The sequence below is a fragment of the Pseudarthrobacter sp. SSS035 genome (genome assembly GCF_023273875.1).
Classification (GTDB): domain Bacteria; phylum Actinomycetota; class Actinomycetes; order Actinomycetales; family Micrococcaceae; genus Arthrobacter.
On record NZ_CP096882.1, the window covers coordinates 1892647 to 1910351 of the forward strand.

General features: G+C 63.5%; 10 protein-coding genes and 1 pseudogene. 6 read left to right on the plus strand and 5 right to left on the minus strand.

Going from position 1 to position 17705, the window contains the following annotated elements:
* Positions 1 to 3442: 3442 nt before the first annotated feature.
* From trxA to MUN23_RS08735, 5 genes are all read right to left on the minus strand, one after another.
* Positions 3443 to 3769 carry a thioredoxin gene (trxA, locus tag MUN23_RS08715; protein WP_058930642.1) on the minus strand — a complete coding sequence of 109 codons (327 nt, stop codon included), beginning with the start codon at positions 3767 to 3769 and terminating at the stop codon, positions 3443 to 3445.
* Between the two features lie 37 nt (positions 3770 to 3806).
* The gene (trxB, locus tag MUN23_RS08720) at positions 3807 to 4763 is read right to left on the minus strand and encodes a thioredoxin-disulfide reductase (protein WP_248763437.1); all 957 of its coding nucleotides are present in this window, start codon (positions 4761 to 4763) and stop codon (positions 3807 to 3809) included.
* Positions 4764 to 5013: 250 nt separating this feature from the next.
* Positions 5014 to 6573: an ABC transporter substrate-binding protein gene (locus MUN23_RS08725; protein WP_248763438.1), complete on the minus strand. Its 1560-nt coding sequence runs from the start codon at positions 6571 to 6573 to the stop codon at positions 5014 to 5016.
* Positions 6574 to 6754: 181 nt separating this feature from the next.
* On the minus strand, positions 6755 to 8860 hold the full coding sequence (gene murJ, locus MUN23_RS08730; protein WP_248763439.1) for a murein biosynthesis integral membrane protein MurJ: 2106 nt from the start codon (positions 8858 to 8860) through the stop codon (positions 6755 to 6757).
* Positions 8861 to 8952: 92 nt separating this feature from the next.
* Entirely contained in the window at positions 8953 to 9453 is a 501-nt protein-coding gene (locus MUN23_RS08735) for an NUDIX hydrolase (protein WP_058930646.1), read from the minus strand.
* A 207-nt stretch (positions 9454 to 9660) separates the two neighbouring features.
* Here MUN23_RS08735 and MUN23_RS08740 point away from each other — a divergent pair, with 207 nt between their 5' ends.
* The 6 genes and pseudogenes from MUN23_RS08740 to MUN23_RS08765 all read left to right on the plus strand — a co-directional run bounded on the left by MUN23_RS08740 (position 9661) and on the right by MUN23_RS08765 (position 17624).
* Complete coding sequence (locus tag MUN23_RS08740; RefSeq protein ID WP_248763440.1) at positions 9661 to 11169, plus strand: CCA tRNA nucleotidyltransferase; 1509 nt, start codon at positions 9661 to 9663, stop codon at positions 11167 to 11169.
* Positions 11166 to 11750, plus strand: a complete 585-nt coding sequence (locus tag MUN23_RS08745; protein WP_248763441.1) for a histidine phosphatase family protein — start codon at positions 11166 to 11168, stop codon at positions 11748 to 11750. The genes MUN23_RS08740 and MUN23_RS08745 overlap by 4 nt, the downstream gene beginning before the upstream one ends.
* A 615-nt stretch (positions 11751 to 12365) precedes the next feature.
* Positions 12366 to 12527, plus strand: a complete 162-nt coding sequence (locus MUN23_RS08750) for a hypothetical protein (protein ID WP_167349827.1) — start codon at positions 12366 to 12368, stop codon at positions 12525 to 12527.
* Between the two features lie 59 nt (positions 12528 to 12586).
* Positions 12587 to 14053 carry a glycosyltransferase family 87 protein gene (locus tag MUN23_RS08755; protein ID WP_248764035.1) on the plus strand — a complete coding sequence of 489 codons (1467 nt, stop codon included), beginning with the start codon at positions 12587 to 12589 and terminating at the stop codon, positions 14051 to 14053.
* On the plus strand, positions 14046 to 15485 hold the full coding sequence (locus tag MUN23_RS08760) for an NAD(P)/FAD-dependent oxidoreductase (protein WP_248763442.1): 1440 nt from the start codon (positions 14046 to 14048) through the stop codon (positions 15483 to 15485). Before MUN23_RS08755 ends, MUN23_RS08760 begins: the two co-directional genes overlap by 8 nt.
* A 149-nt stretch (positions 15486 to 15634) precedes the next feature.
* A pseudogene (locus MUN23_RS08765) lies at positions 15635 to 17624 on the plus strand (penicillin-binding transpeptidase domain-containing protein).
* Positions 17625 to 17705: the final 81 nt, after the last annotated feature.

Sequence of the window (17705 nt, forward strand, 5' to 3'; positions counted from 1 at the left end):
AAAGAGAATGCCCGAAGGATTATGATTCCTCGGCCCACTCTTCATCATCGTGTGCGGCAAACTTGCCACAACAACAGATGAAGCCAAGACAGCCTTGGGCCCGTAGGTGTGAACTGCGCGGTGGATATCGCGGTGGATATCGCTGTGGATAACTTTGTGGATAGATTGCTTGGTGGCAGGCATCACGAAGAGATTTGGCCCACACCAGCGGATCCTGCAACGAGCGGTCCGCACGAATATTGGATAACGCCTGCAGTCACGTTTCACGTGAAACACTACCAAGGCCGATCTAGACTCTCTTTGGGGACGGAAAGCGACTTCAATAGTTGGATTTCTGCCGATATTTCCAGTCCGACGTGAGCATGCGCTTCGGCCGTGGTAGTTGTCCTGGGAGCAAGCCCGGCTTGAGGGTGTCGGCTGATCTAAAGTCCGGCATTAGGGGTACCGCATCCGCGGTTTGAAGTCCGGTGGATAAGCCTGTGGATATCGGTGTGGATAACATTTGGGGATAACTTCCAAGTCGGTGGACATCAACGCGATGGAACCCACCAGTCGAACCGAACAGTCACACTTCGGATGGATACGATTCCGTCGTCCGCTGACATTCATCACCTGCTCTGGGTCCTTGGGGTGGAGTTGGTCGGGCACCTAGGGCGACGCCGTTCGAACAGGAAAGCCGGCATTGGCCAGTTGATTCATGACCTGCCCTAAGGATCTGTTCGCAGCTGGGTGCCCAGTGCCTTGCTCAGACGTGGATCATATCGGCAGATGCCGAGGCGTGTCGCTCCGGTCGGGGGCTGCACTGCGGACTGACATGTTGATGACCGAGCAGGTAGCTCTGGTCCCGTCCTTCGCTGATGACTGAGCAAGGGTGTTCTGGTCCCGTCCCTCGGTGATGACTGAGCAAGGGTGTTCTGGTCCCGTCCCTCGCTGACTGGACGGCAGCCGTAGCGATCTTGCCAACAGAGATGAGCCTGGCGGCAAAGCCACGAGTCCAAGTTGGGCCACGGGCAGATACACGGAGATCACCTTCCTCCAGTCCAGCGTCAGGCTGTCGATCCCCCACCGGCGCAGTAGACAGCCAGGGCTTGGGCGAGGGCCTAATGGTCACGCAAGCGTGCATAGGGCCCTGTGGCAAGTATGGGGGCCTGGCAGTGTAGAGAATACCTGCGGTGAGGAGAATATGCCTCGTGTGCCTGGGCTGCGTACGGATGATCCAGGTGTGTACGTATGACCGGTCGCGGCACAACGAGCTTGACGTGGGGTTGCGGTCATCTGGCTGTTGGCCTCAGATGAAAGCATCCGGCACATGCGAAGCCGGCGTCCTTAGCATCCCATTCAGGGAAGGCTTGGACGGAGCTTTCGGTCAGTTCGTTTCACGTGAAACAGTTCGCCCGAGGTCTTGCCCCTCCACGAACCGTTGCCGTGGCCGGACTGTTTCACGTGAAACAGTCCGGCCTGGAAGAAGATCCGTGTCTTCGTGGCGTCGTTGTCGGCCCGCACTCATGGGGCGCATGAGGTCTCCCGGCATGTCCCGTCTCCTGGTATGGCCCAGTTGAGACGTGCACGGCGTTGTCAGGGTGTGAGGCCGAAACAGGTGTCTATCGAGGTCGTCGTTGTGTGCGGCCAAGGGGAATATCGGGCTTGGACAATCTCCGGATTTGTTGCCTCTTCAGCTATCGGCTCTAATGGACACTTCGCACGGATAGGACGATGAGCCCGAATGGGCCCACCATCGCGGCGAGCACAGGCCGACTGCGCCACGCGGGGCCTCCCCCTTGCGGTTCCCGAATTACCATCCGAGGCTGGAGGTATAGGCGGATGGGCTTTGTGAGGCTCCCGGCCCACGGTCCCGAATTGATCCACAGGCAACTTGTCGGTGCTGGCAGGGTTCCCAGCGCTGTGTGAGGCTGCTCCCGGGTCGCTGAATCGCGGGGTGCCCGGCCCGCTACCGTGTCGTCGACATGCGGTGGACAAGTCTGAACTGTGGCAACTGGTCAGGCTGCCACTGAACTGGATACCGTCGCGGCAGGTAAACGACGTGCTGCGGTTGGCGATGAGGCTTGGGCGCATTTCTGACCCTGCAGTCATTTACGAGGGGTCAGAGCCATTTGCTGTCGGGGATCTATTCCTATTGCTCGGATCCTAGCGTTATAGCAGTCACCTGGCGTCGCCGGCGTCCCTTGGCTTCCTCCGACCAGCGCCTCATCCCCCGACGCACGCCGTCTCCCCCGACCACCGGCGTTGAGTCTGACCAACCCTTGGAATCCCGATCTTCTAGGCGCCAACTGCGAGAATCGGCGTTTGATTCAGACCATGGACGGCCAGCGAGACTGGGACGCGAGCCTGGTCAAGGTGCTTACGGTAGTCCGATGCTCCGGTTCCATCTTGTCCCCCGCGAGGTGAAAAGAGGCGCTAAGGCCACTAGGCCACCTAATCCAATTGTCATGCGCTGTTCAGAGTTGGATCCAATGACTGAGTCAGCCGCAGAGATTCTTCTCAGCGAATGGAGGGGACGCATTACGTGCTATATCGCGTGAACCCGATCCTTGAAGACTGGCTCGAAGTGCCGTCGGGCAGGCCAGTAGGAGCTAGAGGGAACAGATTTACACAAGCTTCGGCAGTGTTTCACATGAAACATAGCGCGGGGTTCGCATCAGCGCAGAGTATGACCGTCGCGAAAGTGGGAGCCTGGGTTGATTGATTTACCGTCGTGCGCCGAACTGAACTCAACTGAATTCAAGTATGTCGAACTGAATCGCTGCGGCATTGTCGTGCGACAAGGGCACTCGGATGCAGGGATCAGCGTGCACTGACGCCGAAGAAATTTCGTCCGTCCGGCGAGTGTGGCCACACCGTCCGCGGCTTGGTTTGGCGAATCGTCGATGTTCGTATGATTCCATGTTTCTCGATCGCCAATGTTTCACGTGAAACAGTGCACTCGGGCTCGCGTCGGGCCCATAGAAGTCCCGTAGCGTGCTGGAATCTGGAAACACTTTGTCTACTGTTGGCGAACTTATGCCTTCTTACCGCGGCTCGCGGGCCGAAGCAACGAAGACCGCACGTCCTGCGAAGTGTCCCACATTGTCGTGCGCCGATTCCTCACGCGAACGAGACCAGAAGTACGACGCTCTGCATCTCGATCGCCAATGTTTCACGTGAAACAAGAATCCGAATCCGAAAGGCGAACTCCAGGATGGCGGCGGAGACGTCTGACTGGAATTTTCAGCCCGCTAGCCCTCATAGGTAACACGCTCATCCCTGCACTGGGTCTCCAGGAGCGACTCTGAGCAATCACTGAAGTTAAGAAACAAATGAAGGTTGATGCAATATGGTTGTGCTTCGACGGGCTCGGTCTTAAAGACGCGTGGCCACCGCTTCATGGAAGCAGTGGCCACAGGCCGGTGTCCCTGGTCATATGGGACAGAAGTCCCCTACCTGATTAGGACAGGACGTCGGCAAATTCCTTTTCGAAGAACTGCTTCGGCCTTGCACCGATGACAGTGCTCTTCACCTGGCCGTCCTGGAAGAGGTAAACGGCGGGGATGGACGTGATTCCGTACTCGGCGGCGATGGCGGGGTTGTCGTCGACGTTGAGCTTGACGACATTAACCTTCTCGCTGTATTCCACCGAGATCTCGTCGAGGATGGGTCCCAGCTTGCGGCAGGGGCCGCACCATTCAGCCCAGAAGTCCACAATTACCGGCTTGTCGGCGGACAGTACGTCCGCAGCAAAACTTGCATCTGTTACGTCTTTAGCGTTGCTCATAACCTTGTCTCTCTCTTCGAACGGCGGGTACGCGAGGTTACGCGTGAACGTCTGCGAGGTAGTGTTCCACGTCGATCGCGGCTACACATCCGGAACCGGAGGCCGTGATGGCCTGACGGTAGGTGGGATCAACCACATCGCCGGCGGCGAAGACGCCAGGGATGCTGGTCTTGGAACTCCGGCCCTCGACGGCGATGGTACCGACCGCAGTGATCTCCAGGGAGTCCTTGACCAGGTCGGTGCGGGGGTCGTTTCCGATGGCGACGAAGACGCCGGTGACGGCGAGGTCGGACACGGTGGCGTCCTGCAGGTTCTTGATCTTGAGCCCAGTGACTTTGTCCGCTCCGATGACGTCGTCAACGGAACTGTTCCAGATGAACGAAATCTTGTCGTGGGCCAGGGCACGGTCCGCCATGATCTTGGAAGCTTTGAGTGTGTCGCGGCGGTGCACAACGGTGACGGACTTGGCGAACTTGGTCAGGAAGAGGGCTTCTTCCATGGCCGAGTCTCCTCCGCCGATGACCGCAATGTCCTGGTCCTTGAAAAAGAAACCATCGCAGGTTGCACACCAGCTGACGCCGTGACCGGAGAGGCGCTTTTCGTTCGGGAGGCCCATCTCACGGTAAGCGGATCCGGTGGACAGGATGATCGCCCGCGCACGGAAGGTCTCGCCGGTACCGATGGTGACAGTCTTGATGTCGCCGTCGAGGTCCAGTGCTGTGACGTCCTCGAACTGGATTTCCGTTCCGAACCGGGCTGCCTGCTTCTCGAAGTTCTCCATGAGGTCCGGCCCCATGATCCCTTCGGGGAAGCCAGGGTAGTTTTCGACGTCGGTGGTGTTCATCAGTTCGCCGCCGGCGGTAACTGATCCGGCCAGAAGCAAAGGCTTCAGGTTGGCGCGCGCCGTGTAGACAGCGGCCGTGTACCCGGCCGGGCCCGAGCCGACGATGATGACATCACGTACTTCGGACGCGGTGTTTTCTGCGTTGCTCACTGAACGGTGAACCTCTTCCTTAGTCGATGCGCCGGCTTTTTGCGGCCGGCCACATGGCACAACTGAATCTAGGTGGTGAATATTCCGGGCGCCGCGCGAACGGAGGAACCATCAGCGGCCTTAACCCCGTCACCTGAACGGGACGCCCTACCAGATTACCGTCTGAAAACAGCTGAGCCGCGTCTGTTACTGCGGAGCAATGCTCCGGGCAGAACAGCCGCGGCTCAACGGGAACGACCCGGGTGTGGTCCTACTGGATCTTGATCTCCGCCAGGCGGATGCCAAAGCCATAGCGGGTCTTCGGGGCAGCCAGCTTGGGAAGGGTCTTGATGGACACGATCACGTACTGTGCCTCCACCGGCTCGGCCAGTGGCATGGTCAGATCTGTTGACGTGAAGCTGTTGGTCCCCACTAGTTTGGCTCCGTCCAGTGACGGACGGTCATTGGTGAAGACACTGAGATTGCCGCCCGAGGCTCCGAGCTGAGTCAGGGTGATGGATGAAACCTTCGCCGGATTCTTCAGCTTGACGAACAAAGGCACGCCATCGGCTGCGAGGCCGCCCCAGCCCTCGGTGGCAAATTCCATGTCTGACCAGTAGCTGGCTGCGTTGCCGTCAAAGGCCTTCACAAGATCCACGTCGTACGTGCCTGCGAAGTCAAAATCCCCCTGGCGGGTGATGCTGTCAATGGCAGGCGGTGCCGCCGGCGCTGCGGAGCTCGGGTTGGATGAAGGCGACCCGGTGTTTGGCTGGGTGGAGCCCGTCGACGTGGGGGATGGGGCGGCCTGAGGGCCCGTTTTGAATAGACTGCCCAGGTTGGTGACCGCAAAGACCAGCCCGGCAATCAGCACCACGGCAAGCAGTCCGCCCACCAGCCAGCGCATCGAGCGGGGCTCACGCTCGGGCTCGTCGTCATCGTAAAAGTCATCCGTCCCGCCGGAAGGCGGTACTGCGGCCGCCGGAGACACTTTCCGGGCAAGCGACGGGAAGGCGCCCGCTGCGCGATCGGAGCGTTCCGGCGCTCGGGAGACCACGGGTTCGTCGTAGGCTGCGTCCTGGGAGCCGTTGGAATAGTCGTCCTCAGACCACAGGGAGACCTTGGGCGAATCGGATCCCGCACCTGCCCTGGGCTCGGCCGGTCCGGAAACTGGCCGGTTTTCCGCAGCCTGCACCGGTTGCGGGGCAGTGACGTGCTGATGTGCGGCCGTGGCGCCAGCAGCGGCGGCTCCTGCTCCAACGGCTCCGGCCTTGACAGGCCCCGACGCCGGACGGACCGCCGGGCGGAGCGGCGGACGGGCCGGAACAACCGGGGGTACAAGCGGCGGAGCAACCGGTGCGGCCGACCGGCGTGGGTCAACCTGGCTGGAGTGGTTGTCCGAGTAGTTGATATATCCGGCGTCGACGTTCTCTTCGTCGTCGTACGGTTCCGGTTCGTGTGAACGCACTTGGCCGAAAATTTCGCTGCCCAGGGTATCCGTGAAGAACGGCTCGACGTAAGGCACGTCGGAGGCAACCACGAGGTCCAAAAGGTCTGCCGCGGACGTGTGGTTGGTGATGAGGTACGTGGTGGCCTCAGTGACCCCAAGGTCCAAGACCTGGACGTTGCCCGGGCGCTCACCGGTAGCCACCTCGCGGGCGCTCTGGGCCACCTGTTCGGTGTTGTCCGGGCCGGCGACCAGAATGCTGACCGGTCGGTTGAGAACCTGGTCCACCCCGTCCAGCACCAGATCCTGGTCGTGTGAGGTCAATACCGTGGCTGTGACCTTGTAGCGGCCGCCGAGTACTGATCCAACGTCGATCGGGTGGGACACGTGTTCCTCCTTGACTGTCCGGGAATGCCGGCGTAGATGATGCCACCGCCGGTCAGAAACCGGCCAAAAGCCAGCCGGCGAGCCGGTCTGCGCTTGCCTGCAACTACCCCTGTTCACTGTCGATCCTAGCCGATCGGCTATGGCCGCCGTGGTCGACAGGCAACCAAAAACCGCGAGAAGATCACTTTTTTCGAGGCCGGCGGGGCCTGAAATGGGGGTTCTGTCCGGCTTGGCCCTGGAACGTGCGCCGGCCGGGAAGGGGAATCTCGTCGCGCAGCAGCCCGCCCCGCGCTGTGCCGGGCACATCCTCTGCGGGAAGGTATCCCGCGGCGGTTTCAGTGCCCCCGTTAGCCACTGCTTCAGTTTCCCCATGTGCGCCGTCAGCTGGCGCCGTAGGCGCTGCCTGGCGTTCCGGTACGGGTCCTGCGCGGAAGGAGGCGGCGTCGAATTCGCCTGAAATCCGGGGAATCAGGCCGGTGTCCACCGCGACCGTGGCGCGTTCCGGCGTCGGACGTTCCGTTCCGGAAACGTCGGCACCCGCAGCCGACGACGGCGTTCCCCCGCCGCCGGCCGGTCCGGTGCCCCGTCCCAGCCGTCCCAACAGCGGGCGCATGAGGTCGCGGAGTTCCTCGACGTGGAAGATCTTGAGCAGGAAGACATAGGCAACCAACATGATCGGTCCCACCACGATGACCGTCACCAGGGCGGCGAGTCGGTCTGACCAGGCGAAACCGTCGGGGCTGTAGCTCCCCATCAGCCACAGGGCCCCGGCCCCGGCGATCGCGGATCCGAGTGCCGCATAGCCCATCCGGATGTACGAATTGGCGATCCGCGGCCCGTCGAGGTGTCCAAGGAGCCGGCGCAGGAAGTAGGCACTGATCACCACCGAGAGGATGTTGCCCACCATGTACAGGAGGGCAATGGCGTAAATGACCTGGCCCACCGGCAGGAACTGGATGGCGAACGCGCCAACCACATAGACCACAGCCAGCAACAGCTGGATGTAGAACGGAGTCCGGGCGTCCTCGTTGGCATAGAACACCCGGGACATCATGAAGTTGGCACTCATAAACGGTGTGCTGAGCGCGAGTATTGTGAGCGTCTGGGCCAGCATCACGCCGTCCTGCTTATCACCGCCCGAGAAAAACATGCCCAGCGGCCCTGCCAGGGCAAACAGGGCCAGGGCACCGAAGACCGTGGCCACGGCCATGGTCCGGAGCCCATGGGACAGGGCGTCACGCAGCTCCGCCTTGTTGCCGTCCTGCGAGGCACGGGTCATCCGGTTGAACAGGACCGTCGCCAGGGACAGGGCAATGATGGAGTGCGGCAGCAGATAAAGCTGGCTGGCCACTTCCAGCACGGCGTTGCCAGGTAGGAAGTCCGCAGCAGGATCGCCCGCCTGCGCCAGGCGGAGGCGTTCGGCACCGGGAATTGTGGCGATGCGCATGACATAGAGGAAGGCAAGCTGCCCGACGGCAGCCGTCAGCAGCGTCCAGACGCTCAGCTTCGCTGCCTGCCCCAGTCCCACGCCGCGCCAGCCGAACCGGGGACGGAGGCCCAGTTTCAGCCGGAAGACCGGAATGAGCAGGATGGCCGTCTGGGCCACCACGCCGATTGTGGAGAAGCCCGCCACAAAGAGCGTCTGCGAGGGACCCCAGTTGTCCAGGGTGTGCGGGTTGATCTCGTTGGCACCGTAGATCACGATGAACATGCCCAGGCCGCCAATGGCCACCAGGTTGTTCAGGATGGGCGCCCACATGGCCGGCCCGAACGCGCCGTTGGCGTTCAGCACCTGCGTCAGAAGTGCATAGAGGCCGTAGAAGAAAATCTGCGGCAGGCACCAGAACGCGAACGCAATGGCCAACGCCTTCTGCGGCGGTGAGTACCCCTGCGTGGTCAGGTCGATGATCAGGGGCGCCCCGAGGGTCACAAGGGCGGTGAGCCCCAGAAGCAGGAGGACGGCCAGGGTCAGCAGCCGGCTGATGTAGTCCGCTCCCCTGTCCGGTGCCTTGCTGGCCTTGATGATCTGCGGAACCAGCACGGCATTGAACACACCACCGGCCACTAGCAGGAAGATCAGGTTGGGCAGGTTGTTGGCGTTAATGAAGGTGTCGTTGACAGTGGAGCTCAGCCCCAGGGCAGCTCCCAGCATCCAGGTCTTGCCGAAGCCCAGGAACCGCGACACCAGGGTGCCGGCAGCCATGATGGCGCTGGACCGGGTTTCACTCGCGGTTTCGCTCGGGGCGGCGCGGCCTGCCTTATCGGAGGGGGGATTGGTAGCTGACATCGAGTTCATAGTCTCACCCGGACGCTGTTTGTACCGCAACGGACAGGCTATATGCCCGTACAGGCATACACGCGGCTCCGGCGGCGACAGCCTTAGAGGTGTTCGGGCAGGACGTCCCGGGCCAGATCCGCGATGCGCCGCTCATTGGGGAACGAGAGCTTCCGTGCGAGTTCCTTGATGGGGACCCATGCGACGTCCACAGCTTCGTGGTCCGGATCGTTTTCGATGGTGAGTTCGCCGCCGGTGGCGCGCAGCAGATAGTGGTGCACGGTCTTGTGCACGCGGTGCCCGCTGACAGTGAACCAGTAGTCGATGCTGCCCAGCGGCGCCAGGATGTCGCCCTCGATGCCGGTTTCCTCAGCAATTTCGCGGACTGCTGCCTGCTCGTTGTCTTCTTTGCCTTCAGGATGGCCCTTGGGCAGGCACCACTCCAGCCGTCCGCCCCTGTTAAGGCGGGCGATGATCGCAACCCTTAGTTCGCCGTCGGACGTGTCCACCACAACGCCGCCGGCGGAAATTTCCTCCACCGTAGGCAGCGAGGCCGGGGCCGAGTGCAAGACAGGCGCGACGTGGGCACCAATTGCCGACGGCAACGGTGCGTTTGTCCTCCTGCCGGGAGCGCTCGGTACGGGATGGGCCATGGAGTCCACTCTAACGACTCTTGTCCGATCATGATGACCTGAACATGACATCAAAGTGGACTGCGTATGACGCACTTTGAGGGGCTGTAGGCGAATAGGCGCGATCTTGAGGAGATTTTGGCCTGCCAAGCCGCTGGTTTCTGACAAGCTTAAGTAACTATGGCGCACGCACATCACAAGATTGATTCCAACACCGTCGATTTCCAGGTGGACCCGGTGGTCCTGGAGCTCGGGCAGCGCTTTGTCGACGCCGGCCACGAGCTCTCCCTGGTGGGCGGTCCGGTACGGGATCTTTTCCTGGGACGCACCTCGCCGGACCTGGACTTCACCACCGACGCCAGCCCGGACCAGACAGTTGCCCTGATCAAGAAATGGGCGGACAACTTCTGGGAGATCGGCCGCGCGTTCGGGACGATCGGCATGCGGAAAGCCGGCTTCCAGATCGAGATCACCACTTACCGCGCCGAAGCTTACGATCCGGAGTCGCGCAAACCCGTAGTGGCATTCGGCACGTCACTCACCGACGATCTCCTGCGCCGCGACTTCACCATCAACGCCATGGCGCTGCGACTGCCCTCCCTTGAACTTATTGATCCGTTCGGCGGCGTCCGGGACCTCAGCGCCTCTGTCCTGGCGACGCCCGGTTCACCCGAGGCCTCCTTCTCCGATGACCCCCTCCGCATGATGCGCGCTGCCCGGTTCGCATCGCAGCTGGGTATTTCCGTGCACGACGACGTGCGGCTGGCCATGACCCAGATGGCCGAGCGGATCAACATCATCTCGGCTGAACGGGTCCGTGATGAGTTGGTCAAGCTCATCTGCGGTGCGAACCCCCGGGTCGGTGTGGACCTGCTGGTGGACACCGGCCTCGCCGAGTTTGTGCTGCCTGAGGTGTCCGCGCTCCGGCTGGAATCCGACGAGCACCACCGCCACAAGGACGTCTACCAGCACTCCCTTCAGGTCCTGGAACAGGCCGCCGCCCTGGAAACGGATGCCGATGGCGCCGTGCCGGCTCCCGATTTTGTGCTGCGGTTCGCAGCGCTGATGCACGACGTCGGCAAGCCGGCTACGCGGCGTTTCGAACCGGGCGGCGCGGTCAGCTTCCGACACCACGACATGGTGGGGTCCAAGCTCACCGCCAAGCGGATGAAAACCCTGCGGTTCGACAACGACACCATCAAGGCCGTGGCCCGGCTGGTGGAGCTGCACATGCGGTTCTACGGCTACGGCGATGCCGGCTGGAGCGACTCCGCCGTCCGCCGCTACGTCACGGACGCCGGCCCGCTCCTGGAACGGCTGCACCGGCTGACCCGCTCGGACGTCACCACCCGGAACCAGCGGAAGGCTGAACGGCTCGCCTTCGCCTACGACGACCTGGAAGACCGGATCGCCGTACTGCGCGAGCAGGAGTCCCTGGACGCGGTCCGTCCCGACCTGGACGGCGCCAAAATCATGGCCCTTCTGAACCTCAAACCCGGACCCGTGGTGGGCCGTGCCTACAAGTACCTGCTCGAGGAACGGATGGAACACGGACCGCTGCAACCGGACGACGCCGAAACGAGGCTGCTCGCCTGGTGGGCGGAGCAGCCCGAGGCGGCACCCCCGGTTCCGGAAACAGAAGAACCTCCCGCCGCCGTCGAACCTTCCCCGAACGAGGAGTCCAAATGACCAACCCGATGACCGCGCCCCGCCCTCAGCTCTGGATCCTGCGCCACGGTGAGACCGAGTGGTCCAAGAGCGGGCAATACACCGGGCTCACCGACCTGCCCCTGACCGTGGAAGGCGAGCAGCAGGCCGTGGAGGCCCGCAAGGTGCTGGACCAGGTGGACTTCGACCTCGTGCTCACGTCCCCGCTGCGCCGCGCCCGGCGCACAGCCGAACTGGCAGGTTACCCTGACGCGCAGCACGAACCGCTGGCCGTGGAATGGAACTACGGCGACTATGAGGGCATCAGCTCGGACCTGATCCGCAAGGACAACCCGGACTACCTGATCTGGACCCATGGTGTGCCCAACGGCGAATCCCTGGACGAAGTGGCTGCCCGCGCCGATAAAATTGTGGCCCGCGTGCTGGAATCCGGGCTGGACAACGTGCTGATCGTGGCGCACGGGCACTTCTCCCGGATCCTCACCGCGCGCTGGCTGGAACTGCCGCCCGCCGAAGGCCGCCATTTCATCCTGGGAACCGCGAAAGTCTGCACACTCGGCTGGGATAAGCGGACCCCGGCCATTGTCCGCTGGGGACTCTAACGGCGCATTCATAAACTTTCTTGAAAAACTTTGCGAATTAAGTGGCGTATTGCTCTATTCGTAGGGTAATTTTATTCCTGACCCCAGAGCGTCTTTGCCGGGGTCGCGGCGCGCGTTGTCCGGCTAGTCAGCCGAGACAGCGGCATAACGGAAAAGGAGGTTGGGAAAATGATTACTTTGACTAGCGGATGGAAGATGACCATCACCGCGAACCCGGCCTCTGCTGCTTTTGCGCGCCGTCTTAACGGAGTGTCTGCCTCCTAACCTTCCTGCAACTGATCCCGCCCCGCGGCGGCGTCACTTGCAATGTGGGATATCCAGGCCACCTCCTTCTCGGATGGCTCGCGCTAGTGGCTCGCCTCAGGCGACGCCTGCTGGAAGTCTCCCGTCGGCGTAGCTTCAGGGCTGGTCCGCGCGGCGCCGCAGCATCCCCATAGTTCGGAACTCAAGCTTCTTTGTTGGGGTCTGCACTGCCGCTGCAACAGGGTCCTTCTTCGCATTCGCGAACAATTCATAACCACCGGGCATTTCCCTGCCTAATTATGCCGTTATTGCTCCGACATTAAATGGCTTTATTTGTCATGCCCAATTACACGCCGAAAGGAGGTGACCACCATGATCAAACGAATCAAGAATGCACTGTTCTTCCTGCGGAAGCCTGTCCGGGATGACCGGCCTGTCCGGGATGCGCGCCGGGAATTCAACGGGCAGCTGCTGGAACGGCAACGCGAAGACGTTTTCGTCCTGTTGCACCAGCAGATGGGCGGCATGAACTGAGGCGGGGGCCAGGAATGAAGTCCAACGTCCGGCAGGGCGTCCCGGGTAAGCTCTCAGACATGCAGGAGACGAAGCCACCGGCGCACCCACGGCGCGCCCGCTTGGTTGTTCCGAGCCGCAGCGACCTGCTGCTGAAGAACTTCACGGAACTGATCGGCGGGCCGATGGGTGCCCGGTCGGCGCCCGGCCTCGTCTCCCCCGGCGTTTTTACCGTGGAACGTGTCCTGATCATCTTGACCGTCGTGGCGGCGCTGGCCGGCCTCGCCATCAAGGGCTACTGCCGGGCCAACGGCTGGTCGAGCCCCGGCCAGTTCTATTCCACGTGCTATTCCGACTTCCCGGAATTCTTCCGCAACCGCGGCCTGGGGGACGGCACGTTCCCGGTCCTGAGCCCGGGATCCCTCTTTGAAGACCCCGTCCTGATGGGACTCATTGCCGGGGTGACTGCCTGGATGGTCCCGGGCCAGGGCATCAGCGACGCGCGGATTCTTGGCTACTTCGACGTTAATGCCACTCTGGGTGCAGCCGTATGGATTGTCACCGTGCTGGCTACGGCCCGGATGTCACAGCGGCGCCCCTGGGATGCGGCCATGGTGGCGCTGGCACCTGGCATCGTGCTGGCCGGAACTATCAACTGGGACATGTGGGCCGTGGCGTTGTTGGCGCTGGGTATGCTGTGTTTTTCGCGGGAAAGGCTGGTCCTCGCCGGCACCCTGATTGGCCTCGCCACAGCGACGAAGCCCTATGCCGCCCTGGTTCTCGGAGCCGTGCTCCTGCTGGCCCTGCGGACCGGGCGGATCCGGGGTTTCCTGGTCACTGCAGGCGCCAGCGCAGCGGCCTGGCTGGCCATTAACGTGCCTGTTGCGGTGGCAAATCCGTCCGGCTGGGCGTACTTCTTCAGGTTCACCGAGACGAGGGAAGCCGGCTACGGGTCCCTATGGTTCGCCTACAACCTCGTGGCCCGGCGGCTGCGCTGGCCGGTGCTGGATCCCGCAACCATCAACTGGCTGGCGCTGGCCGTGTTCCTGCTGGCCTGCACCATGATTGCCGCGATGGCGCTGACAGCAGCACGCCGGCCGCGGCTGGCCCAGTTGGCGTTCCTCATCGTGGGTGCTTTTGTCCTGACCAGCAAGGTCTATTCGCCGCAGCACGTCCTGTGGCTCATTCCGCTGTTGGCGCTGGCCCGGCCGCGGTGGCGGGATTTTCTTCTTTGGCAGGGCGTTGAAGGCCTGCACTGGGCAGCCGTCTGGATGTACCTGGGCCAGGTGGCCAGCCAGGGCCCGACCCAGCACAATATTGACATGCCCTACTACGTCCTGGCCGTGGCAGCACATATGCTTGTAACGGCATATTTGATGTTCCGGGTTGTATGGGACATCCACGATCCGGACTACGATCCTGTCCGCCGCCATCACCTCGATGATCCACAGGGAGGGCCGTTCGACGGACTCCCGGACTGGTTGCGGTTCAGCCCCCGCCATCCCTCGCACGCGGTGCTCCCTTGGCGGGCGAAACACCATGCCTGACGTCGCCGTCGTCGGGTCCGGACCCAACGGGCTGGCTGCAGCCGCCGTGATGGCGCGCGCCGGCCTCTCCGTCGAAGTCCACGAGGCGGCGGACACCATCGGAGGCGGCACCCGCACCGCCGAACTGATGCAGCCGGGGTACCTCCATGACATCTGCTCGGCCGTGCACCCCATGGCGCTGGCATCACCCTTCTTCCGCGACTTCGAGTTGGCACGCCGGATAGACCTGGTGGTCCCGGAGCTTTCGTTCGGATCACCGCTCGACGGCGGACGGGCGGCCCTCGGATATCACAGCCTCGAACGGACGGTCCAAGGCCTGGGCCGGGACGGCGACGCCTACCGCAGGCTTCTTGGCCCGCTGGTTGACCGCATTGACGGCGTGATGGATCTGACGCAGCACCAGCTGCTGAGGATCCCCCGGGATCCCCTGGCGGCGGCGCTTTTCGGGCTGCGGACGCTGGAGCAGGGATCGCGGCTGTGGAACGCGCGGTTCCACGAGGACCTTGCGCCTGCACTGCTCAGCGGCGTGGCCGCCCATGCGGTGTCGCAGCTGCCCTCGCTGGCCTCTGCAGGCGCCGGGCTCATGCTCACCGCACTGGCCCACGCCCAAGGCTGGCCGATTCCGCTGGGTGGATCGGCCTCCATTGCGGCCGCGCTGGAGGCCGACATCCGTGCCCACGGCGGCGTGATCCATACGGGGGCAACGATCGAGAGCCTCCAACAACTCCGCGGCGTGCGGGCCACTCTGCTGGACGTGGCCCCACGGGGCCTCCTGAACATTGCGGGCGACAGCCTCCCGGCCAGGTACCGGCAAGCCCTGGAGGCGTTCCGCTATGGGAATGGTTCCTGCAAAGTGGACTTCATCCTGTCCGGACCCGTTCCGTGGGCAGCAAAGGAACTGGGGGACGCCGGAACGGTGCACGTCGGCGGCACGCGTGCTGAACTGGCCCGTGCCGAGAACGAAGTATCCGCCGGGAAACACCCGGAACACCCTTACGTCCTGGTGGCCCAGCCATCACGGTTCGACACGGGCCGGGCGCCGGCCGGCCGGCAGATCCTGTGGGCATACTGCCATGTGCCTGCCGGATCAACCCGTGACATGGGCGAGGCCGTCACCGCGCAGCTGGAGCGCTTCGCGCCCGGGTTCCGGGATGTGGTGATGCAGACCCGGGTGACCACTGCGGCGGAACTGGCCCGCTACAACCGGAACTACGTGGGCGGGGACTTCAGTGCCGGCATCATGGATGTGCGCGGACTTATCCAGCGCCCCGTGATCTCCCGCGTTCCATGGCGGACGCCCGTGCCCGGCGTGTATCTCTGTTCCTCCTCTACGCCGCCCGGCCCCGGCGTAACGGGCATGCCAGGGTTCTTCGCCGCGAAACATGCCCTGAAAGACATGTTTGGTCTTGGGGTCCCTTCGCTCGGCCTCTGAACCCCGCCTCTATGCCGGCGCGAACGGACACTTAAGCCCCTGGCAGCGGTCCTCAAGTGTCCTTTCGCGCAAATCATTGGGGCGTCAACTGTCCGTTCGCGCGGAATGGGTGACAGCAAGCGCGTTCCAAATCGGGGCATAATAGCGCCGTGGGGAACTCAAAGAAACTATCGCTTGCCATAGCTGGACTCATCCTCGGCGCCTCCTTGGTTGCCTGCGACGACGGCAGAGGGGGTGCCGAAAGCGCGGCCAAGCAGTTTGCGTCCGCTCTTTCCACGCTCGACGTCGGCTCGGTCGCGTTTGATGGCAAGGACTCCGGGGTGGCCAAACAACAGGTCCAGGACGTTTTCAAGGCCCTGGAGCCGGACAAGCCCACCGTGTCGGCCGGCGAGCTCACCCTGGACGGCGACACGGCAACCGTTCCGCTGGACTACACCTGGAAAATCGGCACCGGCGAGTGGAAGTACACGGTCTCCGCAGAGTTCACGAAGTCAGGGGATAACTGGCGGGCGGTCTGGAACCCGGCAGCCCTGGTCCCCGGACTCGCCGACAACGAAATCCTGAGCAAGGGCACCCAGTCGCCGCAGCGCGCCGACATCCTGGGCGCGGATGACGCGAAGCTGGTCACGTACCGTCCCGTGGTCAACGTGGGGATCGACAGACTGCTACTGGGATCCGCGGACGCCGCCGCGTCAGCCACCAAACTGGCCGAACTGGTGGGTGTGGATCCCGCCGCCTACGCCCAACAGGTTGCGGCCTCCGGTGCCGAGGCGTTCGTCCGGGCCATCACTCTCCGTGATGAGGGCCGCACCGTCACGGACGCGCAGATCACGGCCATTCCCGGTGCCCGCGCCATCCCGGAAGCCCAGCCGCTGGCACCCAGCCGCACGTTCGCAAGGGCAGTCCTTGGCACCGTCGGCGAGGCCACGGCCGAGCAGATCGAGGCGTCCGACGGCGTCTTGACCGCCGGCGACGTGACCGGCATCGGCGGGCTCCAGCAGCAGTACGACGCGCAGCTCCGCGGCACCGATGCCGTGGTGATCCGGGCGCAGCGGGCCGACCTGACCCGCGAACAGATCCAGGCCGCAGGAACGGATCCCCGCAGGGTGGTGTTCCAGGCGGCCCCGACCCCCGGCACACCACTGAAAACCACCCTTGATCCGAACCTCCAGTCACTTGCCGAGAGCACCCTTGCCGGGGTAGGCCCGGCATCGGCCATCGTGGCGCTCCGCCCCTCCACGGGGGCCGTTCTCGCCGCGGCCTCAGGCCCGGGAAGCAACGGCTACAACACCGCCATGCTGGGCCAGTACGCACCCGGGTCAACCTTCAAGATCGTCGATTCGCTTGCCATGCTCCGCAACGGCCTGACGCCCGATTCGAAGGTGGAATGCACACCCACCCTTACCGTGGACGGCCGGACGTTCAAGAACGCGGAAGGTTACCCGGAAACGTCGCTGGGGTCCGTGGCACTCCGCGATGCCTTTGCCCATTCGTGCAACACGGCGTTCATCGCTGCGCGCGACACTGTCACGCAGGCCCAGCTGGAGGCTGCCGCCGTCGCCATGGGCGTGGCGGTGGAGGCCCCCCGCGCTGGGCGCCGCGGCGTTCCTGGGGTCCGTTCCGGGCGAGGCTGCGGGCACCGAACATGCCGCCTCGATGATCGGCCAGGGCAAGGTGCTCCTGTCCCCGCTGGCTGCGGCCATCATGGCCGGTTCCGTGGGCAAGGGATCCCCCGTCTCACCGCAGCTGGTCCTGAACCCCGACGCCGGGGCTGCCGCGGCAGACACCTCCGGCGGGACGACGGCGGAGGGCGCGTCGCCGTCGTCGACCGTTACGCCCGAGGCACCGGCCAAGGCGTCCGGCCAGCCCATTACTGCCGCGGAGGCCGCGGCACTGTCCGACATGATGCGGGCGGTCGTCACGTCCGGCCACGCGGGCTTCCTGACGACAGTTCCGGGCGCGCCGGTGGGCGCCAAGACCGGCACGGCGGAGTTCGGCAAGGAGAGCCCGCCCAAGACGCACGCCTGGATTGTGGCCGTCCACGGTGACCTGGCTGTGGCCGTGTTTGTTGAGGACGGCGGACTCGGAGCCACCACGTCCGGGCCGCTGCTCAAGCAGTTCCTGACCGCCGCCGGCTAGCGCCCCCGACTTTTTGTCCAGATAATGCTCGCAGAACTGCCTCGAAGGCAGATTATCTGGACAAAAACCCGGGTCGGGCGG

Coding starts and splice junctions, on each gene's coding strand:
- trxA (WP_058930642.1), bottom strand. CDS start 3,769: ATGAGCAACGCTAAAGACGTAACAGATGCAAGTTTTGCTGCGGACGTA.
- murJ (WP_248763439.1), bottom strand. CDS start 8,860: ATGTCAGCTACCAATCCCCCCTCCGATAAGGCAGGCCGCGCCGCCCCG.
- MUN23_RS08740 (WP_248763440.1), top strand. CDS start 9,661: ATGGCGCACGCACATCACAAGATTGATTCCAACACCGTCGATTTCCAG.
- MUN23_RS08745 (WP_248763441.1), top strand. CDS start 11,166: ATGACCAACCCGATGACCGCGCCCCGCCCTCAGCTCTGGATCCTGCGC.
- MUN23_RS08750 (WP_167349827.1), top strand. CDS start 12,366: ATGATCAAACGAATCAAGAATGCACTGTTCTTCCTGCGGAAGCCTGTC.
- MUN23_RS08755 (WP_248764035.1), top strand. CDS start 12,587: ATGCAGGAGACGAAGCCACCGGCGCACCCACGGCGCGCCCGCTTGGTT.
- MUN23_RS08760 (WP_248763442.1), top strand. CDS start 14,046: ATGCCTGACGTCGCCGTCGTCGGGTCCGGACCCAACGGGCTGGCTGCA.